This is a genomic window from Streptomyces sp. LUP47B, from assembly GCF_001746295.1.
GTDB lineage: Bacteria > Actinomycetota > Actinomycetes > Streptomycetales > Streptomycetaceae > Streptomyces.
In genome coordinates, this window is record NZ_MJAH01000011.1 from 206,894 (window position 1) to 233,750 (window position 26,857).

The window sequence follows — 26,857 nt, forward strand, 5'->3', positions numbered from 1 at the left end:
AACGAATGCGGCGCCTTCTCCGTCGTAGGACCGGAAAACGGTCACCTCGGGAAGGAAGCGGATGACGACAGCACGGCTGGTCATGACGGTGGCGACGCTGGCGGTGGTGCTCGGTTGCTCGTCCGGCGGCTCGGCCGGCGGAGAAGCCGCGGTCTCCTGCGCAGGGGTCGTGACGCACGAGAAGCGCGACTATCTGCCCGCCCAGGACGAGGACTTCACCGTCGGCGAGCGCCTGGGCACCGCCCGCATCCTCGAGTGCGACGACACCCCGAACGATCCCGGCGTCGCCGTTCCCGAAAGCACGACCAACGCGTACCTCGTCGAGGGCAGGGACCCCGCCGAGGCCATTGCCGTCGGTGACTCGCCCGCACTGGCGAGGCTCGTGGAGATCCGCTGAGCACACACCAAAGCGGGACCGGACGGACCCCCCGGCCCTCCGGTCCCGCTTCTTGGTGCTTCCCCGCTGTCCCCGTGGGTCCCCCGTGACCCCCGTTGATCCCCCCGGGTACCGGCCCCCCAGCCGGTACCCCTGATCCCCCGTTCCCCCCGACCCTCAGGCGACAAGCTCCCCGAAGGCGTTCTCCTCGTCACGGCCGAAGCTGAGGACCTCGTCCTCGCGCAGCCGGCGGAGCGACCGCCAGATGCTGGACTTCACCGTGCCGACACTGATGTCGAGGATCTCCGCGATCTCCGGGTCGGTGCGGCCCTCGTAGTAACGGAGGACCAGCATCGTGCGCTGGAGTTCGGGGAGCCGGGCCAGCGCCTGCCACAGGACCGCGCGCAGTTCCGTGCCGCGCATCGCGTCCGTGTCGCCGGGCGTCTCCGGCAGTTCCTCGGTCGGGTACTCGTTCAGCTTGCGGCGGCGCCACGCGCTGATGTGCAGGTTCGTCATGGTGCGGCGGAGGTAGCCCCCGACCGCGGCCTTGTCGCTGATCCGGTCCCATGCCTTGTACGTCGAGAACAGCGCGCTCTGCAGCAGGTCCTCGGCCTCGAAGCGGTCCCCGGTCAGGTGGTACGCGGTGGCGTACAGGGAGGCGCGGCGCTCCTGGACGTAGGCGGTGAACTCCGCCTCCGACAGCGAACGACGCTCCCCCGTGTCCTCCCTGTACGACGATCCCCCGTGCGATTCCCCCGTGATGGTGTCAACCACCGACATGTACCCGGTGTGCTGACGCCCGGTGCCGCGAGCGCACCCCCGCCCGCTCACGGCACCGGACTTCTCGGAACTCCGGGTCACGTCGTGCAGTCGCGTGACCACTGCGCTGGTGCTGATGCTGTGCAGCGTGTTCATCTCGCGCCCCCCGTCGTGGACTTACCGGTGTTCGGTCTGCTCGGGCGGTGCTGCCTTGCCCGTGCCGAGAACTCTGCCAACGCACCTTCATGGCCGTGTCCGCCGACTGTCACAGACCTGTCACAGGGGCCCGTCTCAGGAATTGCACAGCGGACCCACGGACGGGTGCCGTAAGGACTGCCTGTCCCCACAGGTCGAACCGCAGGCCCTCCATGGGCCAGAATGAGCCCGTGCCTTCCCTGTTGCTGATCGAGGACGACGACGCCATCCGTACGGCCCTGGAGCTGAGCCTCACGCGCCAGGGCCACCGGGTTGCCACCGCTGCCACCGGCGAGGACGGCCTGAAGCTGCTGCGTGAGCAGCGGCCGGACCTGATCGTGCTGGATGTGATGCTGCCCGGCATCGACGGGTTCGAGGTGTGCCGGCGCATCCGGCGCACCGACCAGCTGCCGATCATTCTGCTGACCGCGCGCAACGACGACATCGACATCGTCGTCGGACTGGAGTCCGGCGCCGACGACTATGTCGTCAAGCCGATCCAGGGGCGGGTGCTGGACGCCCGGATCCGGGCCGTGCTGCGACGCGGGGAACGCGAGTCGACCGACGCGGCGAGCTTCGGCTCCCTGGTCATCGACCGCGCGGCCATGACCGTGACGAAGAACGGCGAGGACCTCCAGCTCACGCCCACCGAGCTCAGGCTGCTCCTGGAGCTGAGCCGGCGGCCCGGCCAGGCCCTGTCGCGGCAGCAGTTGCTGCGGCTGGTCTGGGAGCACGACTACCTGGGTGACTCGCGCCTGGTGGACGCGTGTGTGCAGCGGCTGCGCGCCAAGGTCGAGGACGTGCCGTCGTCCCCGACGCTGATCCGTACCGTGCGGGGCGTGGGATACCGGCTGGACACGCCTCAGTGACCGAAGCGCAAGGGGGGTTCCGCGGCTGGTTCGCGGCTCGCAAGGGTGTGTGGTCGCGGCTGCGTTTCACCAGTCTGCGGCTGCGGCTCGTGGTCGTCTTCGGCCTGGTGGCGCTGACCGCCGCCGTGTCCGCGTCCGGGATCGCCTACTGGCTCAACCGCGAGGCGGTGCTCACCCGCGCCCAGGACGCGGTGCTGCGGGACTTCCAGCAGGAGATGCAGAACCGCGCGGGCGCCCTGCCCGAGGACCCCACGCAGGACGAGCTCCAGCAGGCTGCGGGGCAGATGGCGGGCAGCAGCCAGCGCTTCAGCGTGCTGCTCGTCGCCGACGACGCCGACGGCAGGACGGTGTACGGCAACTCGGGCGCCCTGGACGGCTTCACACTCCAGGACGTGCCCGTGTCGCTACGCGAGGCGGTGAACGAGAAGCAGAAGGTCGACTCCGCCAACAAGTACGCCTACCACCTGTACTGGCAGCGGACCGTCGACCACGACACGCCCTATCTGGTCGCCGGGACGAGGGTGATCGGCGGCGGCCCGACCGGCTACATGCTCAAGTCCCTCGAGCCGGAGGCCAAGGACCTCAACTCCCTCGCCTGGTCGCTGGGTATCGCCACCGGGCTGGCCCTGATCGGCTCCGCGCTGCTCGCGCAGGCCGCCTCGACGACCGTACTGAAGCCGGTGCACCGGCTCGGGGTCGCCGCGCGCCGGCTCGGCGAGGGCAAGCTGGACACCCGGCTCAGCGTGTCGGGCACCGACGAACTCGCCGATCTCTCCAGGACGTTCAACCACGCGGCCGCGGCGCTGGAGAAGCGGGTCGACGACATGGCCGCCCGCGACGACGCCTCACGGCGCTTCGTGGCGGACATGAGCCATGAGCTCCGTACGCCGCTCACCGCGATCACCGCCGTCACGGAGATCCTGGAGGAGGAGCTGGAGGCGGGGACCGGCTCGGTGGACCCGATGATCGAGCCGGCCGTGCGGCTGGTGGTCAGCGAGACGCGCCGGCTCAACGACCTGGTCGAGAACCTCATGGAGGTCACCCGCTTCGACGCGGGTACGGCCCGGCTGGTCCTCGACGACGTCGACGTGGCCGACCAGATCACCGCGTGCATCGACGCGCGCGCGTGGCTGGACGCGGTGGAGCTGGACGCCGAGCGCGGCATCCACGCCCGCCTCGACCCGCGCCGCCTCGACGTGATCCTGGCCAACCTGATCGGCAACGCCCTCAAGCACGGCGGCTCCCCGGTGCGGGTGGCGGTGCGCGCGGCGGCCGACGAGGTGGTCATCGGGGTCCGCGACCACGGCCCCGGCATCCCCGAGGACGTCCTCCCGCACGTCTTCGACCGCTTCTACAAGGCCAGCGCCTCCCGTCCCCGTTCCGAGGGCAGTGGCCTCGGCCTCTCCATCGCCCGGGAGAACGCCCATATCCACGGCGGCGAGATCACCGCGGCGAACTCTCCCGACGGGGGTGCCGTCTTCACGCTGCGGCTCCCCCGGGACGCCTCGGAGCTGGCCGAGGAACTCCTGGAGGCCAAGAAGGGCGACGGCGCGTCGAAGAAGGGGAACGCCTGATGAGCTTCGAGAGGCGACACCGGGGACGGGCCGTACCAGCGCGCGCCGGGCTGAACGTACGCCGGCTGCTGGCGCTGCCGTTGCTCGGGCTGCTGGTCGCCGGGTGCGGGATCCGCTCCACCGAGGTGCCCACCGACTTCGGTCCCGCGCCCTCGCGGGTGCGGTGTTCGCTGTCCGAGCCGGACACGGCGACGCAGGCCTCGCGGGGGCTGGCCGTGCAGGTGTTCCTGCTGTGCGGGTCGTCGCTGGTGGCCGTGGACCGGAGCCTGAGGGTCCCGGACGGCACGGCGGACTCCGCGCGACGGGTGCTGGTCGCGCAGCGGCTCCTCGACCAGCTCGCCGAGACACCGTCGGCGGCCGAGCGGGAGGCCGGGTACCAGACGTATGTGCGCGGCGGCATGACCGTCAGCGGACCGCGTGCCAAGGACCCCGAGGACACGCTCCGGCTGAGCACCCCGCCCGCCGAGCTCTCCGCCTACGCGCTCGCCCAGCTGGTGTGCACGTTCTCCGACTCGGCCGCGGCCGAGGGAGACGGCTCCGTCATCCTCGGCGGACCCACGACCACCCCGCTGCGCCGCTACGACTGCACGGACGAGGTCCGCTCCCAACCGGGCAGCCGGCAGCCCGCGTCGAGCGAGGTGACGGGCGGCTGACGCCGGTGCGACCACCACGTGTGGCGCAGACCTCACCCAGGTACCTCGGGGTGTTCCGGAACCGTTCGTGGCGAGCGGGGCGTCTAGGGGGGCGTGCAGCGTCAAGGCTTCGTCGGCGGCAGTGCCGCCCTTCGCGTCCGTGTGGCAGGAGGTGCCCTCCTGGTCGCACACCTCGCGTTCGTCGCCTGGTTCACGCTGCGTCCGCTGGACGTGCCCTGGGTCGTCCCGGCCAACCTGCACCCGCTGGCCGGTATCCGCGCCGACCTCGCTCTCGGCTGGCACGAGGCGGCCCGCCGTATCGGTGAGGGACTGGCCCTGCTGGCCCCGCTCGGCTTCCTGCTGCCGATGGCGCACGGCAGGCTGTGGGCCTCTCCGCTCGGCTCCCTGATCCGTACGTCCGCCGCGGGCGCCCTGATCTCCCTGGGTATCGCGCTCCTCCAGACCGGCGTTCCCGGCCAGGTCGTGGACATCGACTCGCTGCTCCTGAACACCGCCGGGGTGGCCCTCGCGCATGTCGCGGTCGTGCCGGCGGCACGGCACTGGCTCCGCCGCGGGACCGAGCGCCGCCGGCGCACCGCCGTCCGCCAGGAGGAGCCGGCTCAGGGTCGGACCCCGACGATTCCCAGGGTCGGGATCGCACCGTAGAGCGACGCTTTGTGCCGTTCGTCTCCGTAGCGTTGAAGACAGCTGGAGAGGTCACTCGGACCCGACCACCGACGCTCACGAAGGAGCCGCAATGTCCCGCCTCGCCCGCCCCACCAACGGCCGCATGATCGGCGGAGTGTGTGCCGCGCTGGCACGGCGCTTCGGCACCTCCGCGACCACGATGCGCGTGATCTTCCTGGTCTCCTGTCTGCTGCCGGGCCCGCAGTTCCTGCTCTACATCGCGCTGTGGGTCCTGTTCCCCTCGGAGGAGAAGGCGCAGGCCGCCTGGTAAGCCCTCCTACGCACGTACGCCGGTGGGGCGCACCCCGTGATCTCGGGGTGCGCCCCACCGGCGCGTGCGAGCAGTGCCGGACCTCAGCCGAGCGGCAGGCCGTTCAGGCCGGAGTCGCCGCCCAGCAGGAGCGGGGCGACCGGCAGACCGCCGAGGAGACCGGCGACGGGCGCGGCCGGACCGTCGACGAGCATCTTCGCGACGACGGGCTGGGCGGTCGCGAGGCCCGCGCCCAGCGTCGGCTGGGCCTGCGCCAGCGCCTCACCGCCACCGGGCAGCGCCTTGGTGACGTTCTCGGTGGGGAGCCCCTTGGAGACGGAGCCGAGCGCCTGAGTGGCGTCCGGTACCGCCGGAGCGGCGTTCGCGGCACCCGCGCCGGTGGCGGCGAAGGCGGCACCGAGGGCGGCGACACCGAGGGTCTTGGCAGCAGACTGCTTCATAAAATGCGTCCTCGAAATGGTTTTACGGGAATGTCAGCGGTTCACGACCGTAAACATGCCGCCCCGCCCGCCGCAAACATCGAAATGCGGACGAATGGTGAACACCCGCCCGCATTTCATACTCAAGAACGTGCTCGCTCAGCTCTCCTCGGCCACAGAACCGCTGGTGGAAGCAGTCTGCTGGAACAGCCATTCGGACTTCAGCTCGGCATATCCGGGCTTGATGACGTCATTGATCATCGCGAGTCTTTCATCGAAAGGAATGAACGCTGATTTCATCGCATTGACGGAGAACCACTGAAGATCGTCGAGCGTATAGCCGAACGCGTCGACGAGATGCTCGAATTCCCGGCTCATGCCGGTGCCGGACATCAGCCGGTTGTCGGTGTTCACGGTCGCCCGGAAGTGCAGCCGCCGCAGCAGCCCGATCGGGTGCTCGGCGTACGACGCGGCGGCCCCGGTCTGCAGATTGGAGCTGGGGCACAACTCCAGCGGGATCCGCTTGTCCCGGACGTAGGAGGCGAGCCGCCCGAGCTTGACCGTGCCGTCCTCGTGGACCTGGATGTCGTCGATGATGCGCACACCGTGTCCGAGCCGGTCGGCGCCGCACCACTGCAGGGCCTGCCAGATGGACGGCAGCCCGAAGGCCTCACCGGCGTGGATGGTGAAGTGGTTGTTCTCGCGCTTCAGGTACTCGAAGGCGTCGAGGTGGCGGGTGGGCGGGTAACCGGCCTCCGCGCCCGCGATGTCGAAGCCGACGACGCCCAGGTCGCGGTAACGGTTGGCGAGTTCAGCGATCTCCAGGGCACGGGCCGCGTGCCGCATCGCGGTGAGCAGGGCGCCGACGCGGATGCGGTGGCCGTTCGCCCTGGCCCTGCGCTCCCCTTCGCGGAAGCCCTCGTTGACGGCCTCGACGACCTCTTCGAGGGTCAGGCCCTTCTCCAGGTGCTGCTCGGGGGCGTACCGCACCTCGGCGTAGACGACGCCGTCCTCGGCGAGGTCCTCGGCGCACTCGGCGGCCACCCGCGCCAGCGCCTCACGGGTCTGCATGACGCCCACGGTGTGGGAGAAGGTCTCCAAGTACCGTTCCAGCGAACCGGAGTCGGCGGATTCACGGAACCAGACGCCCAGCCGGTCCGCGTCGGTCTCGGGGAGTTGGGTGTACCCGGTGTCCCGGGCGAGGTCGACGATCGTGCCGGGACGCAGCCCGCCGTCGAGGTGATCGTGCAGCAGAACCTTGGGTGCCCGGCGGATCTGGTCCGAGCTCGGGGGGTTCCCCATCCGGTCAGTTTTGCTCGTCATCCTGGCACTCTAACGCCTACGCGCGTAGACGGCTCGTTGTACGAATCCGCCGATACGTAACGGTGACCGCCCCGCCCCGTGTCGTACACCCGCGCTTCTGACACTGTTCTGTCATGGCACAGCAAGCGACGCCGGTTCGCAGCGCCCGACTGGGCAGGACACTCGGCCCGGAGCCGGCGGCGGTGAGCGGGGTGGTGCTGCTCCTCCCGGGCGGCGACGAAAGCTCTCTGCGCAGGCCCGCCTCGATGCGACTGCCCTCCGCCGTAAGGGCGTTGGGACGGCGGCTCGCCCGGTCAGGACAGGCCGACGGGCTGGCGGCACACCTGGTGCACTACCGCTATCGCGGTTGGAACGGCAGCGAGGCGCATCTCGCGCACGACGCGACCTGGGCCGCCGACGAGATCGTACGGCGATACGGCGACGTCCCCGTGTCCCTGGTCGGCGTCGACATGGGCGCACGGGCCGCCCTGCGCGCGGCCGGGCACGAGGCCGTCAACTCCGTGGTGGCGATTGCCCCTTGGCTGCCCGAGGAGGATGTGGCGGCCACCCCCGAACCGGTGAAGCAGCTCGTGGGCCGGCGGGTGCTGATCGTGCACGGTACGAACGACGAGCAGACGGACCCGGAGTTGTCGTTCCGGCTCGCGTCCCGGGCGAAGAAGGCGAACCGGGAGGTGTGCCGTTTCGAGGTGCACTCCGACGGCCACGGGCTGCACCAGTACCGGGCCGAAGTACAGGCGCTGACCGAGGACTTCGTCATGGGAGCACTGTTCGGGCGGGCGCTGTCCCGGCCGGTGCAGGACGCGCTGGCCGCGCCTCCGCCGCTGGGGCTGCGGATGCCGCTCGCCTCCGGGTTCGGGCGCAGACGGTAGGTCAGGGCAGCAGGTTTCCCCTTCTCGACAGCAGGAACTTCTTGAAGGCGGCCACCGGGGGTGTGTCCGGGTGGCCGTCGAGCCAGGCCACGCCGATCTCACGGGCCGCCCGCGGGGCCGTGACCGTCAGTTCCGCGACTCCCGGGCGGGGGAAGGCCGGCGGGGGCAGAAGGGCCACGCCCAGTCCGGCCGCCACGAGCCCTCTCAGCGTCTCGGCCTCCTCCCCCTCGAAGGCGATCCTCGGTTTGAAGCCGGCCTCCTGGCAGAGGTCGTCCGTGATGCGGCGCAGGCCGTAGCCGGGTTCCAGGGTGACGAAGGGTTCCTCGGCGGCCTCGGCGAGGCGCACGCGTCTGCGGGCCGCGAGGGGGTGATCGGCGGGGACCACGAGCCGTAGCTTCTGTTCGTCGAGGCGGCGGGCGACGAGGTCGGGGGCGTCCGGGACCGGGGAGGTCAGGCACAGGTCCAGCTCCCCCGCCCGCAGGCGTTCGATCATCGCCTCGCCGTAGTTCTGGACCAGGCTGAAGCGGACACGGGGATGGTCGGCGCGGAAGGCCCGGATGAGGCCGGGGACCGTTTCCGAGCCCATGGTGTGCAGGAAGCCGAAGGCGACCTTGCCGGTGGCCGGGTCGGCGTCCGCGCGGACCTCGTCCGCGGCGCGCCGGATCTCGGCGAGGGCGCGCTCGACGGAGGCGAGGAAGGTGCGGCCCGCGGGGGTGAGGGAGACCGTCCGGCCGATGCGGGCGAAGAGATCGACGCCGAGGTCCTGCTCAAGGCGGACCATGGCCCGCGAGAGCGTCGACTGCGGTACGTCCATCTCCTGCGCGGCACGGGTGACGTGCTCGGTGCGGGCCACGCCGGCGAAGTGGGCGAGCCGCGGGGCCAGCGACATCACCATGTCTTCTGTGTCACTGGATGGTGACAGACGCGCCTGTGACCTCTGCTGATGCTCCATGGGAACGATTATGGCGAATCCATGCATTGGACGGATGAGCGGCGTCGTACGTAACTTCGAGGCATGCCTGCCAGTACCGAGGCGCCCACCCGCGTGGGCGCCGTATCTCCCGCCTCTGCCGCCTCCGCCTCTGCCGCCGTCGATTCCCGTCTGACTCCGGGTGGCCCCGGCTACCGCCGGATGAGCTTCGCCCTCTTCCTCGCCGGTGTCGCGACCTTCGCACTGCTGTACTCCACGCAGGCCCTTCTCCCGCTGATCTCAAACGACTTCGGGGTGGCGGCGAGCGAGGCGAGCTGGACGGTGGCGGCGGCGACCGGCGGTCTGGCGCTGTTCGTGCTGCCGATGAGCGCCCTCTCCGAGCGTTTCGGACGCCGTACGGTCATGACGGCGTCGCTGGCGATCGCGGTGACGGTCGGTCTCCTGGTCCCCTTCGCGCCCTCGCTGCCCGCGCTGGTCGTGCTGCGGGCGGTGCAGGGGGCGGCCCTGGCGGGGCTGCCCGCCTCGGCGACGGCGTATCTGGCCGAGGAGGTCAAGCCGAAGGCACTGGTCACGGCGATCGGTCTGTTCGTCGCCGGCAACAGCGTCGGCGGGATGAGCGGCCGGGTCATCACCGGCTGGGTCGCACAGGAGTGGGGCTGGCGGGTGGCCGTGGGGGTCATCGGCGCGATCGCGGTGGCCTGCGCGGTGGCGTTCCGCCTCCTGCTGCCGGCGCCGAAGCACTTCGTGGCGGGCTCGCTGCGGCCGCGGGTGCTGCTCGGCACGGTCCACGGACACCTGGGCGACCCGCTGCTGCGCCGCCTGTACGCCATCGGCGCGCTGTTCATGACGGTCTTCGGCGGCGTGTACACCGTCATCGGCTACCGGCTGACCGAGGCGCCCTTCTCGCTCCCCCAGGGCATCGTCGGCTCGATCTTCCTGGTCTACCTGGTGGGCACGGTGTCCGCGTCGACGGCGGGCCGGCTGGTCGGCCGCCTGGGCCGCCGGGGCGCGCTGTACGCAGCGGGCGGTACGACGGCCGCCGGCCTCCTCCTCTCCCTGGCCGGCTCCCTGGCGCTGGTCCTGCTCGGCCTGGTCCTGATCACCGGCGGCTTCTTCGCCGGGCACGCGGTGGCGTCCTCGGCGGTCAGCAAGACGGCCACCCACGGCCGCGCCCAGGCCTCGGCCCTCTACCAGTCCGCGTACTACATCGGCTCCAGCGCGGGCAGCACGGTCGGCGCGCTCGCCTTCCACGCGGGCGGCTGGACCGGGACGGTCGGGGTCGGGCTGCTGGCGGTACTCGGCGTGGTGTCGATCACCGTTCTTGGTACGCGTGCGGCGAGGGCCGAGCAGCGGCTCGCGACGGTCTGAGCGGCAGGTTCTGCTTCCCCTGACCGGGGTCGGCCGGTCAGGGGGATGTTTTTTCGCCCCCGCCGCCCCTACCCGTCCCGTCCCCAGGGGCGCTGCCCCTTAGACCCCGACCGGGGGCTGCGCCCCCAGACCCCCATCGGCCCGAAGGGCCTCGTCCTCAAACGCCGGACGGGCTGCGATGAATTCAGCCTCTCCGGCGTTTGAGGAGCGGGGGTCCAGGGGGCAGAGCCCCCTGGGAGCGGGGCCGAAGGGGCGGCAGCCCCTGGGGACGGGACGGGTAGGGGCGGCGGGGGCGAGAAAGCTCTGACCTGCACGTTCGTTCACTCGGCACGCCATTGTCAGAGCCCTGCGGTAGTTTCCGAGTAGTGGGCGCAAAGGCGCGGCACAGCACGGCCACAGGGGTGGGTGGACGATGACGGACGCTACGGCTACGACAGACCTCGACGTCAGGCTCGAGAAGCACCGCACGGAGCTGATGGGGTACTGCTACCGCATGCTCGGTTCCTCCTTCGAGGCCGAGGACGCGGTGCAGGACACGATGGTGCGGGCCTGGCGGAGCTACGACAGGTTCGAGGGCCGTTCCAGCCTCCGCTCCTGGTTGTACCGGATCGCGACCAACGTCTGCCTGGACATGCTGACGGCGGGCAACAAGCGCGCCCGCCCCATGGACCTCACCGAGTCGACGCCGCTTGCCCAGGCCGTCCTCTCCCCCCGCCCCGACCACACCTGGCTGGAGCCGATGCCGGACAACCGCATCCTGCCGACGGTCGAGGACCCGGCCGAGGCGGCGGTCGCCAAGGAGACCGTGCGGCTCGCCTTCATGGCCGCCCTGCAGCAACTGCCGCCCAAGCAGCGCGCGGTGCTGATCCTGCGCGAGGTGCTGGCGTGGAAGGCGAGCGAGGTCGCCGAACTGCTCGACACCTCCGTCGCCTCGGTCAACAGCGCCCTCCAGCGGGCCCGCGCCACCCTCGCCGAGCGGGAGGAGCGGGGCGCCGACGCGGCCGTGTCCGACCCGCTGGACGAGGAGCAGCAGAAGCTCCTGGACCGCTATGTGAAGGCGTTCGAGGGCTACGACATGACCGCCCTGACGGCTCTCCTCCACGAGGACGCCATCATGACGATGCCGCCGTTCGACCTCTGGCTGACGGGCCACGACGACATCACGGGCTTCATGACGACCCTGGGCTCGGCCTGCGAAGGCTCACGTCTGGTGCCGGTGCAGGTCAACGGCCTGCCGGGGTTCGCGCAGTACAAGCCGGACCCGGAGAAGGGCGGTCACATCCCCTGGGCGGTACAGGTGCTGGAGATCTCAGACGGCCGGCTCACCGGGTTCCACTTCTTCCTCGACACCCAGCGCTGGTTCCCCCTGTTCGGACTGCCCCTCCACCTCGAAGCGGAGGCCGACGAGGTCGAGGAGGGCGTGTAGCCCGGGGTCCGGGTCGCGCAGCCTGATCCGGCCCCCGGCGCGCCGGGCCGCGAGCTGGAGCCGGGCGAGCAGCTCGACCGTGCCGAGCCCCGGCGGCCCGAGCCCGGCGACATCGCACACCACCACGTCGGTACGGCTCGCCCGCAGCAGCGCCCCGACCTCGTCGCTCAGCCCCGTCACCTCGTCCCGGGTGACGGGGCCGGCCAGCACGAGTACAGCGGGTGTCATGGCGTCCACGATCGGTAGACCGGGCGGGCGGGCGTAACTCATCGGCCGACGCCCCGTCCGCGCGGGCAGGATCACGTTGACCAGCGGGCCGTCTTCCCGCGAGGGTTGCCTGTATGCGCCACCCATCAGCACCTTCCTGGATACGGCACGCCCTCCTCACCCTTGAGGAGTCCCCGTGCAGGGAGTGCTGACCGGTTTCGCGGTCATCGCGGTGGTCATCGGGGTCGGCTACCTCATCGGCTTGCGCGGCTACCTCGGCGACCAGGGCCGGGAGGTCCTCACCAAGCTGGCCTTCCATGTGGCGTCCCCCGCCCTGCTGTTCACGACGCTGGCGCGGGCCGATCTGTCGGTGATCTTCTCCAGCCGGTTGCTGGTGACCGCGCTCAGCACGGCGGCGGCGGCGGGCGTCTTCGTGGCGGTGGGTGTCGCACGCGGCTGGGGGCTGGGCCGTACGACGATCGGCGCGCTGTGCTCGTCCTACGTCAACTCCGGCAACCTCGGCATCCCGATCGCGGTGTACGTCCTCGGTGACGCGTCGCTCGTGGCGCCGGTGCTGCTGTTCCAGCTGGTGGGGGTGACCCCGGTCGCGCTGACCGTCCTGGACCTGGCGTCGGGCAACGGGGAGAAGGGCCCGCTGTGGCGGAGACTCCTGACCCCGCTCCGCAATCCGATCGCGGTCGGCTCGCTGGCCGGTGTGGCGGTCTCGGCGGCCGGTCTGAAGGTCCCGGCCCCCGTCATGGACCCCCTGACCCTGATCGGCGGCATGTCGGTACCGGCCGTCCTCCTCGCCTTCGGCATCTCCCTGTGCGGCAGCACGATGCCCGGCCGGGGCCCGGACCGGCAGCTCGTCCTGCTGTCGGTCGCGCTGAAGTCGGTGGGGCAGCCCGCGGTGGCCTGGGCACTGGCGGCCGGGGTCTTCGGCCTGCACGGGGCCCAGCTCCTCGACGTGGTGGTGACATCGGCCCTGCCGGCCGCGCAGAACCTCTACACGTACGCCTCCACCTACGGCGTGGGCGAGCGGCTGGCCCGCGACTCGATTTTGGTGTCGACGGTGTTGTCGGTGCCGGTGCTGGTGGTCGTGGCGGCGTTGTTGGGGTGAGCGAAGTATCCGGTGTCGAGGGTGACGGCGAACGGCTCGGGCAGGGTGACCAGGTCGCCGAACCCGTAGGTCCCAAGGACGCGGTAGGCACCGTCTCTCGGTTCTCCGTAGAGCGTGACGGCAGGTCCGTCAGGTGCCAGGCGGTCGACGAGAAGATAGAGCGGGACACCGGCGTCGGCGTAGCCGATGGTCTTCGTCGTCCGGTCGTGGAGTGCGGTGGTCTCCGAGGCGATCTCCACGACGAGTTCGGCGGTGTCCAAGCACACCAGCCCGTCGCCCGCGCGTAGCGCCTCCCGGGGGACGACCGCGAGGTCGGGGGCGAACAGCCCGAGCCGGGACGGCACAGCCATGGCCAGCCTCTGGTAGACGCCCCAGCCCTCCGGGATCGCTTCATACAGGCGCCGCTGCATTCGCTCCACGATGCCGTGGTGAGTCCCCGCCGAGTAGGGCGTCACGGTGATCAGCCCTGCCAGGATCTCCACTCGGCAACCCTTGGGGACGTCCGTCCGCTGCCAGACCCAGACCAGTTCGTCCCACTCGTTGTCTGCCATGACGTAGTCGCCGTCGTGCTCATCCATGGGGACAGCAAACATGCCGAACGGGACCGGCGCAGATTCACCGGTCCCGTTCACTCAAAGGAACCCCCGGTCAGGCGATACGTTCCAGCACCACCGGCGACGCCGTGAAGTCCGTCCCGGCCGCCCCGATGTCGTAGGAACCCTCTATCGACTGGAGGGCGTACTCGAAGCGTTCCGGGGTGTCGGTGTGGAGGGTCAGCAGGGGCTGGCCCTCGGTCACCGTGTCGCCCGGCTTGGCGTGCAGTTCGACGCCCGCGCCCGCCTGCACCGGGTCCTCCTTGCGGGCCCGCCCCGCGCCGAGGCGCCAAGCGGCGACGCCGATGCCGTAGGCGTCGAGGCGGGTCAGGACGCCCGAGGCCGGCGCCTTGATCACGTGCTGCTCGCGGGCCACCGGCAGCTCCGCGTCCGGGTCACCGCCCTGCGCCGCGATCATCCGTCGCCACACGTCCATCGCCGAGCCGTCGGCCAGGGCCTTCGCGGGGTCGGCGTCGCGGACGCCCGCCGCGTCGAGCATCTCGCGGGCCAGCGCGAGGGTCAGTTCCACCACGTCCGACGGGCCGCCGCCCGCCAGGACCTCGATCGACTCGCGGACCTCCAGCGCGTTGCCCGCCGTCAGACCGAGGGGCGTGCTCATGTCCGTCAGGAGGGCGACCGTCCGCACGCCGTGGTCCGTGCCCAGGCCCACCATCGTGGACGCCAGCTCGCGCGCGTCCTCGATGGTCTTCATGAAGGCGCCGGTGCCGACCTTCACGTCCAGGACCAGCGAGCCCGTTCCCTCCGCGATCTTCTTCGACATGATCGAGGAGGCGATCAGCGGGATGGCCTCGACCGTTCCCGTAACGTCACGCAGGGCGTATAGCTTCTTGTCGGCCGGAGCGAGACCGTCGCCCGCCGCGCAGATCACCGCGCCGGTCGTGTCGAGGACGTTCAGCATCTCCTCGTTCGACAGCAGCGCCCGCCAGCCCGGGATCGACTCCAGCTTGTCGAGCGTGCCGCCGGTGTGGCCGAGGCCGCGGCCCGAGAGCTGGGGGACGGCCGCGCCGCAGGCGGCCACCAGGGGCGCCAGCGGGAGGGTGATCTTGTCGCCGACGCCGCCCGTGGAGTGCTTGTCGGCCGTCGGGCGGGACAGGGACGAGAACTCCATGCGCTCGCCCGAGGCGATCATCGCGGCCGTCCAGCGGGCGATCTCGCGACGGTTCATGCCGTTGAGCAGGATCGCCATCGCGAGTGCGGACATCTGCTCGTCGGCGACCTCCCCGCGGGTGTACGCATCGATGACCCAGTCGATCTGCTCGTCGCTGAGTTCACCGCGGTCCCGCTTGGTGCGGATGACGGAGATGGCGTCCATGGCCATGCAGGGCTTTCCTTCCGGGAATTACTTGGTGAGATGCCCCGGCCCGAAGGCCTGCGGCAGCATCTCCGACAGCGGCAGGATCCCCGCCGGGGTCTCCATGAGCAGTTCGGGGCCGCCGAACTCGTACAGCAGCTGCCGGCAACGGCCGCAGGGGACGAGGATCTCGCCCCCGCCGTCGACGCAGGTGAAGTGGGTGAGACGGCCGCCGCCCGTGTTCTGCAGCTCCGAGACCAGACCGCACTCGGCGCACAGGCCGAGGCCGTAGGAGGCGTTCTCGACGTTGCAACCGGTGACCGTACGGCCGTCGTCGACCAGGGCGGCCACGCCGACCGGGTAGCCGGAGTACGGGGCGTACGCCCGGGACATGGCGTCCCGGGCCCGCTCGCGCAGCGACTCCCAGTCGACGTCGGACCGCGCGGTCACTTGCCCTGGCCCTTGCGGTAGCGCATGCCGTCCGCCTTGGGCATCCGCAGGCGCTGCGCGGACAGCGACAGCACGAGCAGCGTGACGACGTACGGGGTGGCGCCCACGAAGTCGCTCGGTACCTCGTCGGTGACCAGGTACCAGACCAGGACGCCCGCGGCCACCATGAGGCTGATGCCGCCCTGCCAGTGCGCCTTCTTGTACAGCTTCCAGCCGCCCATCGCCAGGAGCAGCACGAACAGCAGGAGCAGCAGCGCGTGGACGGTCTCGCCGCCGTTGCGCAGCTGGAGCGCGTCGGAGTAGCCGAACAGGCCCGCGCCCATGGCGAGTCCGCCCGGCCGCCAGTTGCCGAAGATCATGGCCGCGAGGCCGATGTAGCCGCGTCCGCCGGTCTGGCCCTCCAGGTAGGTGTGCGAGGTGACCAGGGCCAGGAAGGCGCCACCGAGGCCGGCGAGGCCGCCGGAGACGGCCACGGCCATGTACTTGTACTTGTAGACGTTGACGCCGAGGGACTCGGCGGCGATCGGGTTCTCGCCGCAGGAGCGCAGCCGCAGACCGAACGCGGTGCGCCACAGCAGCCACCAGCTGCCGACGAACAGCGCGACCGCCAGGACCGTCACGATGGACAGGTCGGTGAACAGACCGCCGAGGATGCCCGCGATGTCGGAGATCAGGAACCAGTGGTGGTTCTCGATGGAGTGCAGCCCGCTCGAGACGCCCGGGACGTCGAAGCTGGGCAGCGAGTCCACCGGCGGGGACTGCTTGGGGTTGCCGCCCGCGTCCGCCGCCTTGCCGTCCACGAAGAAGAGCTTGGCGAGGTACTGGGTGGTGCCGAGCGCGAGGAGGTTGATCGCGACACCGGAGACGATGTGGTCGACGCCGAAGGTGACGGTCGCGACCGCGTGCAGCAGACCGCCCACGACACCGAAGCCGACGCCGCACAGGAGGCCGAGCCAGGGGCTGGACTGCCAGCCGATCCAGCCGGCACCGAAGGTGCCGAGGATCATCATGCCCTCGAGGCCGATGTTGACCACGCCGGACCGCTCGGACCACAGACCGGCGAGGCCCGCGAGGCCGATCGGCACGGCGAGGCTGAGCGCCGCGGAGACCTGGCCCTCGGAGGTGAGCTGGTCGGAGCCGGAGATGACGCGGACCGCGGCGACGAGCAGCAGCGCACCGGCGACGATCATGAGGATCTGGCCGAGCGAGCGGCCCGACCGGGTGGGGGTGTCCACCTTGGGTGCCGCGGGGGGCGGCGTGTCGGTCATCGTGGCAGTCATCACGCCACCTCCTGCTTCTGGGTCGGGGCTGCGGCCTGCGCGGCGAGCTCGGCGCCGACCCGCTGCTGCTGGCGCCTGAGTCCGTAACGGCGTACGACTTCGTAGGCGATGACGACGGACAGGACGATGACGCCCTGGATCACGCCGAGGATCTCCTTGTCGTAGCCCTCGAACTCCAGGTGGTTGGTGGTGCGCTCGAGGAAGCCCCACAGCAGCGCGCCCAGCGCGATGCCGACCGGGTTGTTGCGGCCGAGCAGGGCGATGGCGATGCCGGTGAAGCCGATGCCTACGGGGAAGTCGTTGCTGAACTGGTGGCTGTCGTTGAGCAGGGTCGGCATGCCGATCAGGCCGGCCACCGCGCCCGAGATGAGCATGCTGGTGGCGATCATCTTCTTCACCGAGACACCGCTCGCGGCGGCGGCGCTCTCGGACTGGCCGACGGTGCGCAGGTCGAAGCCGAAGCGGGTGCGGCCGAGCACGAACCAGTACGCGATGCCGACGAGCACGGCGATGACGATGAAGCCCCACAGCACGCCCGCGGCGCCGGTGTCGATCTGGAAGAAGTGCGAGGACGACGGCAGCGGCTTGGTGGAGACGACCGTGCCGCCGGCCTGGAGCTCGGCGAGCTTTCCGGGCTGGAGCAGATAGGCGATGATCGCGGTGGCGATCGCGTTGAGCATGATCGTCGAGATGACCTCGCTGACGCCGCGGGTCACCTTCAGAACGCCCGCGATGCCCGCCCACACGGCGCCGGTGCCCATGGCGCACAGGATGATCAGCGGGATGGAGATCCAGCCCGGCGTGGTCAGCGCGCCGCCGAGGACGGCGGCGAAGAACGCGGCGATGCGGTACTGGCCGTCGACGCCGATGTTGAACAGGTTCATGCGGAAGCCGATGGCCACCGCGACACCCGCGAGGTAGTACGTCGTCGCCTTGTTGAGGATGTAGACCTGGCTGTCGCTGGCGGAGCCGTAGGTCAGCATGTCGCTGAAGGCGGCGCCCGGGTTCTTGCCGGTGGCGAGGATCACCAGGGTGGTGACGACGAGTGCGGCGACGACCGCGAGCAGCGGCGCCGCGATGCCGAGGAGCAGCCGCTCCTTGTCGATGCGTTGGGTCAGCTTGTTCATCGGGAGTCGTCCTCGTCGTCCTCGTCGTCCTCGGCGGAGACCGCTGCGGAGTCCCCTGCGGAGCCTTCTGCGTGCTCCAGGTGGCCGGTGGCCGCACCGGTCATGGCGGAGCCCAGCTCCTCGGGGGTGATGGTGGCGGGGTCGGCGTCGGCGACCAGTCGGCCGCGGTACATCACCCGCAGGGTGTCGGACAGGCCGATGAGCTCGTCCAGGTCCGCGGAGATCAGCAGCACGGCCAGGCCCTCGCGGCGGGCCTCGCGGATGTGGTCCCAGATCGCGGCCTGCGCGCCGACGTCCACACCGCGGGTGGGGTGGGCGGCGATGAGCAGCTTGGGCGCGTGGCTCATCTCGCGGCCGACGATCAGCTTCTGCTGGTTGCCGCCGGACAGCGAGGCGGCGGTGACGTCGATGCCGGGGGTGCGGACGTCGTACGCCTGGATGATGCGCTCGGTGTCGGTGCGGGCCGCCTTGATGTCGAGGAGCTGGCCGCGGGAGTTGGGCTTCTCGCTGACATGGCCGAGGATGCGGTTCTCCCACAGCGGGGCCTCGAGGAGCAGACCGTGACGGTGCCGGTCCTCGGGGATGTAGCCGACACCGGACTCTCGGCGGTGGCGGGTGGGCACGTGGGAGATGTCGGTGCCGTCGAGGGTGACCGTGCCGGAGTCGGGGTCGCGGATGCCCATGATGGCCTCGACCAGCTCGGACTGGCCGTTGCCCTCCACACCGGCGATCCCGAGGACCTCGCCCTTGTGGATGGTGAAGGAGATGTCGTCGAGGATGATCCGCTCGACGCCGTCGAGGTCGGTCTGGGCCAGGCGCAGGCCGTCCAGCTTCAGCAGCGGGACGTCGGTGACCGTGGACTCCTCGGTCTCCGGGGTGGGCAGTTCGCTGCCCACCATCAGCTCGGCGAGCTGCTTGGTGTTGGTGTCGGCGGGCTTCACCGTGCCGACGGTGGTGCCGCGCCGGATGACGGTGATCTCGTCGGCCACCGACAGGACCTCGCCGAGCTTGTGGGAGATGAAGATGACGGTGAGGCCCTCGGCCTTGAGCTCGCGCAGGTTGTCGAAGAGGGCGTCGACCTCCTGGGGCACGAGGACGGCGGTGGGCTCGTCGAGGATCAGGGTCTTGGCGCCGCGGTAGAGGACCTTGAGGATCTCCACGCGCTGGCGGTCGGCGACGCCGAGCTCCTCCAGGAGGACGTCGGGGCGGACGTTCAGGTTGTACGCGTCGGAGATCTCCCTGATCTTCGCGCGGGCCTTGGCGCCGATGCCGTACAGCTTCTCCGCGCCCAGGACGACGTTCTCCAGGACGGTGAGGTTGTCGGCGAGCATGAAGTGCTGGTGCACCATGCCGATGCCGCGGGCGATGGCGTCGGCGGGGGTGTGGAAGGTGACCGTCTCGCCGTTGACCGTGATGGTGCCCTCGTCCGGCTGCTGCATGCCGTAGAGGATCTTCATCAGGGTGGACTTGCCGGCACCGTTCTCACCGCACAGAGCGTGCACGGTGCCCGTGCGGACGGTGATGTCGATGTCCTTGTTGGCGACGACGCCTGGGAATCGCTTGGTGATGCCGCGCAGTTCGACGGCAGCGGGAGGGCTGGACGCGTTGATGGCGCACTCTCCTGAGGGAAAGGGGCTGCGTAGGGGAGGGCAGGCGTCGGCGACGCTAGCGCGGCAACTCCGTGCTACACGCGTAGAGTTGACACATTGTTATGGCTCGACGAGGGGGTTGTCGAGGCCCCCTCGTCGAGCCCGGGTTCCGGCGGGAACCGTCAGGTCAGCTGGTCTTGACCTTGATGGTGCCGTCGACGATCTTCTTCTTCGCCTCGTCCAGCTTGGGCTGGATGTCGTCGATGAAGCCACCGCTGGTGGAGAGGCTGACACCGCCCTTGGCGAGGGAGTAGATCTGGTTGCCGGTCAGCGGCTTGCCGTCGTTGACGGACTTGATGAAGTCGTAGACGCCGACGTCGACGTTCTTGACCATCGAGGTCAAGATCGAGTTCTTGTACTTGGCCAGGCCCGGGATGTTGTACTGGTCCGAGTCCACGCCGATGGCCCAGGCGCCCTTGACGCCGGAGACGGCCTCGATCGAGCCGTTGCCGGAGGAGCCGGCCGCGGCGTAGATCACGTCGACGCCGTTGTCGAGCATGCCGGACGCGGCCTCCTTGCCCTTGGCGGGGTCGGCGAAACCGGAGAAGTCCGAGCCATGGGTCAGGTACTGGACGTCGACCTTGACCTTGGGGTTGGTGTCCTTGACGCCCTGGGCGTAGCCCGCCTCGAACTTCTTGATCAGCGGGGTGTCCACGCCGCCGATGAAGCCGACGTGGTCCTTCTTGGTCTTCAGCGCCGCGGCGACACCGGCCAGGTAGGAACCCTGCTCCTCGGTGAAGGTGATGCTGTCGACGTTCGTGGCCTTCGCGACCGAGTCGATGAGGCCGAAGTTGACCTTCGGGTACTTGGGAGCGACCTTGTCGACCGAGGTGGCGTAGGAGAAGCCGACGGCGACGATCGGGTTGTAGCCGGCGTCCGCCAGGTCGGTCAGGCGCTGCTCGCGGTCGGCCTCCGTGTCGGAGCTCTTGGCGGTCAGCTCCTTGAGGGAACCGCCGAACGCCTTCGCGGCCTTGTCGGCACCGCGCGCGGCGGAGTCGTTGAAGGAGCGGTCACCACGGCCGCCGACGTCGTAGGCGAGACCGATCTTGATACCGCCCTTGCTGCTGCCGGCGGAGGCGGACGACGAGCTGTCGTTGTCCGAGGAAGTGCTGCCACAGGCTGTGGCAGTCATTGCGAGAGCTGCGGTGGCGATACACGCAGCGGAAAGCTTGGCTACCCGGCGCACGGGAGGCTCCTTCACCTGACCTGAGCGCCTTGTCGGCGCTTCATGTGAGCACCATGCCAGTGCCCGGGCCTGTACGCCCCTGCGGCGTTGGCTTCGCGGCATCGTAACGCGCGTAGATGTCGGAAACAGACCTCTTCCGAAGCCGTTATCGATTCGAGGCAAACAGCGTCTGAACTCAGGCTCTTCCGCCGTCGCACACCGGGATTTCGATGTGCGCACAATTGGCTTACAACCATGTTGCGCCGGTCGGCGGACGGCCCACGTGGGGGCCGTCCGTCACACCCGGATCACTGTGCGGCATCCAGCAGGGCCGCCGCCGTGAACATCTCCACACCGACGGTGATGGCGGACTCGTCGGCGTCGAAGTCGCCCTGGTGGAGATCGCGCACGGTCCGCTCCCCCGGCGTGCGCACGCCGAGACGCGCCATGGCACCCGGCACGTGCTCCAGATACCAGGAGAAGTCCTCGCCGCCCAGGCTCTGCTCGGTGCTCTCGATCGAGTCGGCCCCGCGCCGGGCGGTCATGGCCTCGCGGATCAGCTCGGTGACGTCCGCGTCGTTGACGACGGGCGGAACCCCCCGCACGTAGTTGATCTCGGACTTGGCCCGGTGCAGATTGGCGACCTCGTCGATCGCGGCGACCACGATGTCCGGGGCCTGCCGCCAGGTGTCGAGGTCCAGGCAGCGCACGGTCCCGGAGAGCTCGGCGTGCTGCGGGATCACGTTGGGCGCGTGTCCCGACTCGATCCGCCCCCAGGTCACGGCGAGTCCGGCCCGCGTGTCCACCCGTCGCCCGACGATGGCGGGCACGTCGGTGACGACGCGGGCGGCGGCGGTGACGAGGTCGGTGGTGAGGTGCGGCCGGGCGGTGTGCCCACCGGGCCCGTCGAGGGAGATCTCCAGCCGGTCGCAGGCGGAGGTGATGGCACCGGTCCTGAGCCCGATCATCCCGGCGTCGACCCGCGGGTCGCAGTGCACGGCGAGGATCTTCCCGACCCCCTCCAGCACCCCGCACTCGATGGCGTCGGCGGCACCGCCGGGGAGCACTTCCTCGGCGGGCTGGAAGAGCAGCCGTACGGGCCGCGGCAGCAGCCCGCGCTTGAGCAGGTCGGCGAGGACGAGCCCGGCCCCGAGCACCACGGTCGTGTGAACGTCATGTCCGCACGCATGCGCCCGATCGGGCACGGTCGACCGGTACGAGCACTCGGTCTTCGTGTCCGGGATGGGCAGGCCGTCGATGTCGGCGCGCAGGGCGAGCATGGGCTTCTGCCCGTCCCAGTCCCCGATGTCACAGACGAGACCGGTCCCCATGGCGAGCACCCGGGGCTTCAGCCCGGCCCGCTCCAGCCGCTCCTTGATCGCCGCGGTGGTTCGGAACTCCTGGTTGCCGAGCTCCGGGTGCATGTGCAAGTCGCGTCGGAACAGTACGAGTTCGGCGTGCAGTTCCTCGCTCAGCACGCCGGGAAGGATTGCTTCCCCGGGAAGATCGACCTCGGACTCCAGTGACATCAGTTGCTTCACCCTCTAAAGGGTAGGACGCCGGGGCGACCAACCGACCCGCGATCAACAAAACTTCAACCCGTCGCAGGGAAGAAAATCTGGCCGCTCGACGCATGGACGTGATTTGAGGTGGGTAGGAACCTCTTTTCCCACACATACCATGCTGGGCCTGCGTCCGGTGGCACCGTTCATCTGTCGAAACGGCATTGGGACAGGGTGGGGATGGTCACGCGGGGTGATCAGCGGTGGTGGGCGGGGTCGCCTGGCTCATACGCGTCCGTCGGACTGTGTCGCGAGCCACGCCGAGGTGGAAGCTCCTAAGCGCCCGCCGGCTCACACCACACGAACCTCCCACGGTTGCCGTGTCCGGCCAACGGCTGCCACCCCCACAGATCCGCGCAGGCCCGCACCAACGCCAGCCCCGCCCCTCCTCCACCTCCCCCATGGCGCTCAACTCTTCGGGCGGCTCCGGAGAACCAGGGTCGGCATCCCAGGCCCCGCAGCACCCCCGCCGACCAGCGCACCCTGAGGGCCGCGGGCTCTTTCGTATGCCGTACGGCGTTGGAGACCAGCTCGGCCGCGAGCAGCTCCGCGGTGTCGGTCAGGCGGATCAGGCCGTGCATCGTGAGGATGAGCCGGAGGGTGCGGCGGGCGACGGTGACGGCTCGGACGTCGTTCGGGATCCTCGAAGCCCTCAAGTCCCCGCACTCCACCGCCCGATGACCGCCAGGGAAACTCCTCGCGGCCGTCCGCGACTTCCCGCCCGGCGCCCGGAATCGCCCCGCTAGGGTGCAGCCCGTGAACGCCGAGAATCCCGACTTCATACGGGCCACCCGAACCGCGTACGACACGATCGCCGAGCCCTACACCGAGCAGTTCTCCGACTGGGCCGGCATCCCCACGCTGGACAGAACCCAGATCACCGGCTTCGCGGAACTGGTGAAGGAGCAGCGCAAGGGCCCGGTGGCCGACGTCGGCAGCGGCCCGGGGCACGTGACCGCACAGCTCGCCGCACTCGGTGTCCCGGTCTTCGGCGTGGACGTCTCCCCGAAGATGGTCGAACTGGCCCGCCGAGCCCACCCTGACCTCCGCTTCCACGTGGGCTCGATGACGTCGCTCGACCTGCCGTCGGAGACCCTGGGCGGAATCACGGCGCTGTACTCGATCATCCACGTCCCGGACGACCACCTCCCGACGGCCTTCGCGGAGTTCCACCGCACCCTGGCCCCCGGCGCCCACGCCCTGATCGGCTTCCAGTACGAGCCCGGCGGCACCCACATGCACCTCGACGAGCGCTTCGGCCACAAGATCTCCCTCGACTACTGGCTGCGCGCACCGGAAGCCGTGGTCGAGCCCCTGGTCAAGGCGGGCTTCGAGGTGATCGTCCGAGTGCTCAGGGAGCCCCTGGGCGAGGAGAAACTGTCCCGGGCGTACCTGGTGGCGAGGAAACCGGCGTAGACGCATTGCCCGCACGCTGAGCGCTGGTGACCCGGCACCGCCGGTCTCAGGACCAGGCGATCTCGCCATGGCGGTCGATGAAGCGCCCGGTGCCGGCGCCGGGCCCTTCCGTGGCGAGGGCGACGATCGCGTCCGTGCCCTCGGTGACGGTCTGGGGGCCGCTGTGACCGTTCAGGTCGGTCGCGGTGTAGCCGGGGTCGGCGGCGTTGACGCGAATGTCCTTGAGGCCCTTGGCGTACTGCGTGGTCAACATCGTCAGCGCCGCCTTCGAGGAGGCGTACAGCGGCACGACGACGTGCGACTCGGGCCGGCCGGGGTCGTGGGTGAAGGCGAGGGAGCCCATGCCGCTGCTGACGTTGATGATCGCGGGGTCGTCCGAGCGGCGCAGCAGCGGCAGGAAGGCGGTGATGGTGCGGACGACGCCGATGACATTGACGTCCAGGACGGCGCGGGCGTCGGCGGCGGTGAGTTCGCCGGGATCCGCGAAGGGACCCTGCACCCCCGCGTTGTTGATCAGGACGTCGATCCTGCCCTCGTGCTCGGCGACGTCCGCGGCGGCCGCGGCCACGGACGCGTCGTCGGTGACGTCGACGGGCACGAAGCGTGCGCCCAGCGCGGCGGCCGCCTCCTCGCCCCGCTCACGGTCGCGGGCTCCCAGGAGAACGGTGTGACCGCACGCGACGAGGCGGCGGGCGGTCTCGCGGCCGAGGCCCTTGTTGGCTCCGGTGATGAAGGTGATCGTCATGCCTTCGATGGTTGCTCTGCCGAGCGAGCCGGACCAGGGACGCTTCGACGGTGGGAAGAGCAGTACCACCCTTGCGCCCCCTGAGGTGATCGGGGAGGCGGGAGGATGGAGGGCATGACGACGACACCCCCGGGGGCCGGACTGGGCGCGATGATCCGCACGTGGCGCAACCGCCTGCCCCCGTCGGCTGCCGGGCTGCCGGTCGTCCGCAAGCGCCGGGCGGCCGGTCTGCGGCGCGAGGAACTGGCCGACCTGGCCGGGGTGTCGGTCGACTACGTCGTACGCCTGGAACAGGGGCGGGCCACGACACCCTCGGCGTCGGTGGTGGCCTCCCTGGCGCGTGCCCTCCAACTGTCCACCGCCGAGCGGGACCACCTCTACCGGCTGGCCCGGATCGTGCCACCCGCGGACGGCACGATCAGCGACCATCTCCCGCCCGGCATGCAACGCGTGCTCGTCCGCCTCGGAGACGTAGCGGTCGCCGTGTTCGCGGCGGACTGGCAACTGGTGTGGTGGAACCACCGCTGGGCCGCCCTGCTGGGCGATCCCTCGGCCGCGCCGCCGCGGATGCGCAACTTCGCCCGCGACAGGTTCCCGGTGGACGCCGATCACACCTCCCTCGCCCTGTGGCCGGTCACCGACGCGGATCCCGACACCACCGACGCCGCCCTCGTCTCCGACCTGCGCCGCGCCACTGGCCGCTTCCCCCGGGACAGCCGCCTCGCCGCGCTGGTCGGCGACCTGAACGCGGGCAACGCGAGGTTCGCCGAGCTGTGGGCGGCGGGAGAGGTGGCCGCGAACCGCGACGTCCACAAGACGGTCGACCACCCGTCGGTGGGCGCGGTCACGGTGGACTGCGATGTCCTGACCGACGGCGACACCGAGCTCAAGATCGTCATCATGACCGCCGCGCCGGGCAGTGAGGACGAGACCAAACTCCAGCTCACCACCGTCGTCGGCCCACCGGCAGGCGCGCGCAACCAGCACGGGGGCTGGGTCCACCCCAGTGGGGGTGCTGGACCGCTGGTGGGTCGAGCGAGCTCTTCATAGCGTCGTACTCATGACGGATGACACGAACGAAGAGCGAACAGATGCCTCCAGGCGGACGGCATTACGTGGGCTGGGACTCGCGTTAGGTGGCGTGGCACTGGCCACCGGGCTCGGGGCCTCCCCGGCCGCAGCGGACCCGCGTCGCGGGATCACCACGTACGTGCTGGTGCACGGTACCCACAGCGCCGGCGCGTTCTGGATGCCGATCGCACGGGAGCTGACGCTGCGCGGTCACCGCGTCGTCATGGTGGACCAACCACGGCATGGCGCGGAGGCCTTCGTGCCGGAGTCGTATCAGCGGCAGGACCTCAAGGCGATGGCGGTCGAGCCTTCCCCGCTGAAGGGGCTCGGGCTGGAGGACTACGAGGCGCGCGTCACGGGCATCGTGCGCCGGGCGGCACGCAACGGCCCGGTGGTGCTGGTCGGGCACAGCCTGGGAGGCGTGTCGGTCAGCCGTGTCGGCGATGCCGTCCCGCATCTGCTGCACCACATTTGCTACATGGCGGCCTTCTGCCCCAGCCGCGCCCTGCCCACAGCGGACGCCTGCACGGCGGCACCCGAGAACGCGAACGCCGTCAGCCCGGTCGAGCTGGCGGTGGGTGACCTTGACCGGCTCGGTGTATTCCGACTGAACTTCCGGACAGGTGACAGCCGTGCGCTGGCCCTCCTGAAGGAGATGATCTGCGCGGACTACCCCGACGCCGAATTCCGCCGGATACTGGCCGGCATGCAGACCGACGAGCCCGTCGCCGCTTATGCGGGCCGAGCGGTCGGCCGGGCCGGCAGCTGGGGCCGCATTCCCCGCACCTACCTGCGTTTCGGCAGGGACCGGACGATCGCCACCGCACTCCAGGACAGGATGATCGCGGAAGCCGACGCGTCCACACCCGGCAACAGCTTCCACGTCCACGATTTTCCCGAGGCGTCACACATCGGCCCCCTGGATCCCGTCCCGGTCGCAGAGGCCCTGGACTCGCTCGCGGGGTAGGGGGATAGGGCACTCGAAGTCAACTGCGGGGTCGCAGCCTTGGATTAGCGGCAGACGTCATGAGTTGACTACTGCTCCTCCAGGAGCCGATCGACGCGGACGGATGGGCAGGCCGTAGCTGTGTCCCTGCCCCGGCACACGTATCAGGTTCTGCCCCCCCAGTCGGAGGCAGGGGACCGATGTGCCCTGGCCGCAGGTGAAAGTCAACCTGTTCCAGGACCGGTTCGCCGTTCGAAGTCGTCATCGACGTGAGGCTGTCCTCTGCGTCTCATTTATAACGTCATAGGCCCGGCGCGGCGCTCTTCACCCACCCACGCCTCGACGATGCTTCGGCCGCAAACTACTGGCTGCACACACCGGAAGCAGTAATCGAGCCCGATCAAGACAGAAAGCGGGCTCCGGGCAACTAAAGCCCGAGGGAGTCCCCCCACGGTCGGGTAGGCCTACGCCTGAATGGGACGGTAGGAGAGAGCCCTGTCCGCTACCTCTTCAGC

General features: G+C 70.2%; 27 protein-coding genes and 1 pseudogene. 13 read left to right on the plus strand and 15 right to left on the minus strand.

The annotated features are described in order from the left end of the window. The first annotated feature begins 61 nt into the window (after positions 1-61). Positions 62-397, plus strand: a complete 336-nt coding sequence (locus BFN33_RS31035; RefSeq protein ID WP_069763465.1) for a DUF6281 family protein — start codon at positions 62-64, stop codon at positions 395-397. Between the two features lie 156 nt (positions 398-553). Here BFN33_RS31035 and BFN33_RS31040 read toward each other — a convergent pair whose 3' ends face one another. Beyond that, positions 554-1,291, minus strand: a complete 738-nt coding sequence (locus BFN33_RS31040) for a SigE family RNA polymerase sigma factor (RefSeq protein ID WP_069763466.1) — start codon at positions 1,289-1,291, stop codon at positions 554-556. Positions 1,292-1,521: 230 nt separating this feature from the next. On the opposite strand from BFN33_RS31040, the gene afsQ1 reads away from it, so the two are divergent. From afsQ1 to BFN33_RS31065, 5 genes are all read left to right on the plus strand, one after another. Continuing rightward, positions 1,522-2,199 carry a two-component system response regulator AfsQ1 gene (gene afsQ1, locus BFN33_RS31045; RefSeq protein WP_037718821.1) on the plus strand — a complete coding sequence of 226 codons (678 nt, stop codon included), beginning with the start codon at positions 1,522-1,524 and terminating at the stop codon, positions 2,197-2,199. Next, entirely contained in the window at positions 2,196-3,773 is a 1,578-nt protein-coding gene (locus BFN33_RS31050) for a HAMP domain-containing sensor histidine kinase (RefSeq protein WP_069763467.1), read from the plus strand. The genes afsQ1 and BFN33_RS31050 overlap by 4 nt, the downstream gene beginning before the upstream one ends. Continuing rightward, the gene (locus BFN33_RS31055) at positions 3,773-4,426 is read left to right on the plus strand and encodes a hypothetical protein (protein WP_256122905.1); all 654 of its coding nucleotides are present in this window, start codon (positions 3,773-3,775) and stop codon (positions 4,424-4,426) included. The genes BFN33_RS31050 and BFN33_RS31055 overlap by 1 nt, the downstream gene beginning before the upstream one ends. Before the next feature lie 93 nt (positions 4,427-4,519). Further along, a complete protein-coding gene (locus BFN33_RS31060; RefSeq protein WP_069763468.1) occupies positions 4,520-5,071 on the plus strand; it encodes a VanZ family protein in 552 nt (183 codons plus the stop codon). Positions 5,072-5,162: 91 nt separating this feature from the next. Next, entirely contained in the window at positions 5,163-5,363 is a 201-nt protein-coding gene (locus BFN33_RS31065) for a PspC domain-containing protein (protein WP_069763469.1), read from the plus strand. Positions 5,364-5,446: 83 nt separating this feature from the next. Here the strand turns inward: BFN33_RS31065 and BFN33_RS31070 are convergent, their stop codons facing one another. Continuing rightward, a complete protein-coding gene (locus BFN33_RS31070) occupies positions 5,447-5,803 on the minus strand; it encodes an ATP-binding protein (protein ID WP_069763470.1) in 357 nt (118 codons plus the stop codon). 138 nt (positions 5,804-5,941) lie between these two features. Then, positions 5,942-7,105, minus strand: coding sequence for an adenosine deaminase (locus BFN33_RS31075; RefSeq protein ID WP_069763471.1), 1,164 nt, complete (start codon positions 7,103-7,105; stop codon positions 5,942-5,944). A gap of 113 nt (positions 7,106-7,218) precedes the next feature. Here BFN33_RS31075 and BFN33_RS31080 point away from each other — a divergent pair, with 113 nt between their 5' ends. After that, entirely contained in the window at positions 7,219-7,974 is a 756-nt protein-coding gene (locus tag BFN33_RS31080) for a dienelactone hydrolase (protein ID WP_069763472.1), read from the plus strand. Between the two features lies 1 nt (position 7,975). Here the strand turns inward: BFN33_RS31080 and BFN33_RS31085 are convergent, their stop codons facing one another. Continuing rightward, positions 7,976-8,926 carry a LysR family transcriptional regulator gene (locus BFN33_RS31085; RefSeq protein ID WP_069763473.1) on the minus strand — a complete coding sequence of 317 codons (951 nt, stop codon included), beginning with the start codon at positions 8,924-8,926 and terminating at the stop codon, positions 7,976-7,978. Positions 8,927-8,989: 63 nt separating this feature from the next. On the opposite strand from BFN33_RS31085, the gene BFN33_RS31090 reads away from it, so the two are divergent. Together BFN33_RS31090 and BFN33_RS31095 are read left to right on the plus strand one after the other, a co-directional pair. Then, a complete protein-coding gene (locus tag BFN33_RS31090) occupies positions 8,990-10,273 on the plus strand; it encodes an MFS transporter (protein WP_069763474.1) in 1,284 nt (427 codons plus the stop codon). A 412-nt stretch (positions 10,274-10,685) separates the two neighbouring features. Further along, a complete protein-coding gene (locus tag BFN33_RS31095; RefSeq protein ID WP_069763475.1) occupies positions 10,686-11,699 on the plus strand; it encodes a sigma-70 family RNA polymerase sigma factor in 1,014 nt (337 codons plus the stop codon). On the opposite strand, the gene BFN33_RS50350 is transcribed toward BFN33_RS31095, so the two are convergent. Then, positions 11,583-11,969: an STAS domain-containing protein gene (locus tag BFN33_RS50350; protein WP_141758008.1), complete on the minus strand. Its 387-nt coding sequence runs from the start codon at positions 11,967-11,969 to the stop codon at positions 11,583-11,585. The two genes, BFN33_RS31095 and BFN33_RS50350, sit on opposite strands and share 117 nt — an antisense overlap. 133 nt (positions 11,970-12,102) lie before the next feature. Between BFN33_RS50350 and BFN33_RS31100 the strand changes: the two genes are divergently transcribed. Beyond that, positions 12,103-13,026, plus strand: a complete 924-nt coding sequence (locus BFN33_RS31100; protein WP_069763476.1) for an AEC family transporter — start codon at positions 12,103-12,105, stop codon at positions 13,024-13,026. Here BFN33_RS31100 and BFN33_RS31105 read toward each other — a convergent pair. The 9 genes and pseudogenes from BFN33_RS31105 to BFN33_RS31145 all read right to left on the minus strand — a co-directional run bounded on the left by BFN33_RS31105 (position 12,930) and on the right by BFN33_RS31145 (position 22,835). After that, positions 12,930-13,604 (minus strand): Uma2 family endonuclease, encoded by a 675-nt coding sequence (locus BFN33_RS31105; protein ID WP_069763477.1) that lies wholly within the window; start codon positions 13,602-13,604, stop codon positions 12,930-12,932. The two genes, BFN33_RS31100 and BFN33_RS31105, sit on opposite strands and share 97 nt — an antisense overlap. A 70-nt stretch (positions 13,605-13,674) precedes the next feature. Then, positions 13,675-14,952 (minus strand): thymidine phosphorylase, encoded by a 1,278-nt coding sequence (locus tag BFN33_RS31110; RefSeq protein WP_176742507.1) that lies wholly within the window; start codon positions 14,950-14,952, stop codon positions 13,675-13,677. A 27-nt stretch (positions 14,953-14,979) separates the two neighbouring features. After that, complete coding sequence (locus tag BFN33_RS31115) at positions 14,980-15,381, minus strand: cytidine deaminase (RefSeq protein WP_079141092.1); 402 nt, start codon at positions 15,379-15,381, stop codon at positions 14,980-14,982. After that, entirely contained in the window at positions 15,378-16,661 is a 1,284-nt protein-coding gene (locus BFN33_RS31120; protein WP_069763479.1) for an ABC transporter permease, read from the minus strand. Before BFN33_RS31120 ends, BFN33_RS31115 begins: the two co-directional genes overlap by 4 nt. Next, entirely contained in the window at positions 16,661-17,788 is a 1,128-nt protein-coding gene (locus BFN33_RS31125; protein ID WP_069763480.1) for an ABC transporter permease, read from the minus strand. Before BFN33_RS31125 ends, BFN33_RS31120 begins: the two co-directional genes overlap by 1 nt. After that, a complete protein-coding gene (locus BFN33_RS31130; protein WP_088245424.1) occupies positions 17,785-19,365 on the minus strand; it encodes an ABC transporter ATP-binding protein in 1,581 nt (526 codons plus the stop codon). The genes BFN33_RS31125 and BFN33_RS31130 overlap by 4 nt, the downstream gene beginning before the upstream one ends. Before the next feature lie 199 nt (positions 19,366-19,564). Next, on the minus strand, positions 19,565-20,623 hold the full coding sequence (locus BFN33_RS31135; RefSeq protein ID WP_069763482.1) for a BMP family protein: 1,059 nt from the start codon (positions 20,621-20,623) through the stop codon (positions 19,565-19,567). Positions 20,624-20,910: 287 nt separating this feature from the next. Next, positions 20,911-22,131, minus strand: a complete 1,221-nt coding sequence (locus BFN33_RS31140) for a M20 family metallopeptidase (protein WP_069763483.1) — start codon at positions 22,129-22,131, stop codon at positions 20,911-20,913. A gap of 308 nt (positions 22,132-22,439) precedes the next feature. After that, positions 22,440-22,835, minus strand: a pseudogene (locus BFN33_RS31145) (ATP-binding protein). Positions 22,836-22,920: 85 nt separating this feature from the next. On the opposite strand from BFN33_RS31145, the gene BFN33_RS31150 reads away from it, so the two are divergent. Then, complete coding sequence (locus BFN33_RS31150) at positions 22,921-23,580, plus strand: class I SAM-dependent methyltransferase (protein WP_069763484.1); 660 nt, start codon at positions 22,921-22,923, stop codon at positions 23,578-23,580. A 46-nt stretch (positions 23,581-23,626) separates the two neighbouring features. Here BFN33_RS31150 and BFN33_RS31155 read toward each other — a convergent pair whose 3' ends face one another. After that, positions 23,627-24,325 (minus strand): SDR family NAD(P)-dependent oxidoreductase, encoded by a 699-nt coding sequence (locus BFN33_RS31155; RefSeq protein ID WP_069763585.1) that lies wholly within the window; start codon positions 24,323-24,325, stop codon positions 23,627-23,629. Positions 24,326-24,430: 105 nt separating this feature from the next. Here BFN33_RS31155 and BFN33_RS31160 point away from each other — a divergent pair, with 105 nt between their 5' ends. Beyond that, positions 24,431-25,375 (plus strand): helix-turn-helix transcriptional regulator, encoded by a 945-nt coding sequence (locus BFN33_RS31160; protein ID WP_088245425.1) that lies wholly within the window; start codon positions 24,431-24,433, stop codon positions 25,373-25,375. 91 nt (positions 25,376-25,466) lie between these two features. Continuing rightward, positions 25,467-26,363 carry an alpha/beta fold hydrolase gene (locus BFN33_RS31165; protein ID WP_176742501.1) on the plus strand — a complete coding sequence of 299 codons (897 nt, stop codon included), beginning with the start codon at positions 25,467-25,469 and terminating at the stop codon, positions 26,361-26,363. Positions 26,364-26,857: the final 494 nt, after the last annotated feature.

Bases quoted from the DNA above. Each gene is read 5' to 3' on its own strand.
- BFN33_RS31035 (WP_069763465.1), top strand. From the start codon at position 62: ATGACGACAGCACGGCTGGTCATGACGGTGGCGACGCTGGCGGTGGTG.
- BFN33_RS31040 (WP_069763466.1), bottom strand. From the start codon at position 1,291: ATGAACACGCTGCACAGCATCAGCACCAGCGCAGTGGTCACGCGACTG.
- BFN33_RS31055 (WP_256122905.1), top strand. From the start codon at position 3,773: ATGAGCTTCGAGAGGCGACACCGGGGACGGGCCGTACCAGCGCGCGCC.
- BFN33_RS31065 (WP_069763469.1), top strand. From the start codon at position 5,163: ATGTCCCGCCTCGCCCGCCCCACCAACGGCCGCATGATCGGCGGAGTG.
- BFN33_RS31070 (WP_069763470.1), bottom strand. From the start codon at position 5,803: ATGAAGCAGTCTGCTGCCAAGACCCTCGGTGTCGCCGCCCTCGGTGCC.
- BFN33_RS31075 (WP_069763471.1), bottom strand. From the start codon at position 7,105: ATGACGAGCAAAACTGACCGGATGGGGAACCCCCCGAGCTCGGACCAG.
- BFN33_RS31080 (WP_069763472.1), top strand. From the start codon at position 7,219: ATGGCACAGCAAGCGACGCCGGTTCGCAGCGCCCGACTGGGCAGGACA.
- BFN33_RS31085 (WP_069763473.1), bottom strand. From the start codon at position 8,926: ATGGAGCATCAGCAGAGGTCACAGGCGCGTCTGTCACCATCCAGTGAC.
- BFN33_RS31090 (WP_069763474.1), top strand. From the start codon at position 8,990: ATGCCTGCCAGTACCGAGGCGCCCACCCGCGTGGGCGCCGTATCTCCC.
- BFN33_RS31095 (WP_069763475.1), top strand. From the start codon at position 10,686: ATGACGGACGCTACGGCTACGACAGACCTCGACGTCAGGCTCGAGAAG.
- BFN33_RS50350 (WP_141758008.1), bottom strand. From the start codon at position 11,969: ATGAGTTACGCCCGCCCGCCCGGTCTACCGATCGTGGACGCCATGACA.
- BFN33_RS31105 (WP_069763477.1), bottom strand. From the start codon at position 13,604: ATGGATGAGCACGACGGCGACTACGTCATGGCAGACAACGAGTGGGAC.
- BFN33_RS31110 (WP_176742507.1), bottom strand. From the start codon at position 14,952: ATGGACGCCATCTCCGTCATCCGCACCAAGCGGGACCGCGGTGAACTC.
- BFN33_RS31120 (WP_069763479.1), bottom strand. From the start codon at position 16,661: ATGACTGCCACGATGACCGACACGCCGCCCCCCGCGGCACCCAAGGTG.
- BFN33_RS31125 (WP_069763480.1), bottom strand. From the start codon at position 17,788: ATGAACAAGCTGACCCAACGCATCGACAAGGAGCGGCTGCTCCTCGGC.
- BFN33_RS31140 (WP_069763483.1), bottom strand. From the start codon at position 22,131: ATGTCACTGGAGTCCGAGGTCGATCTTCCCGGGGAAGCAATCCTTCCC.
- BFN33_RS31155 (WP_069763585.1), bottom strand. From the start codon at position 24,325: ATGACGATCACCTTCATCACCGGAGCCAACAAGGGCCTCGGCCGCGAG.
- BFN33_RS31160 (WP_088245425.1), top strand. From the start codon at position 24,431: ATGGAGGGCATGACGACGACACCCCCGGGGGCCGGACTGGGCGCGATG.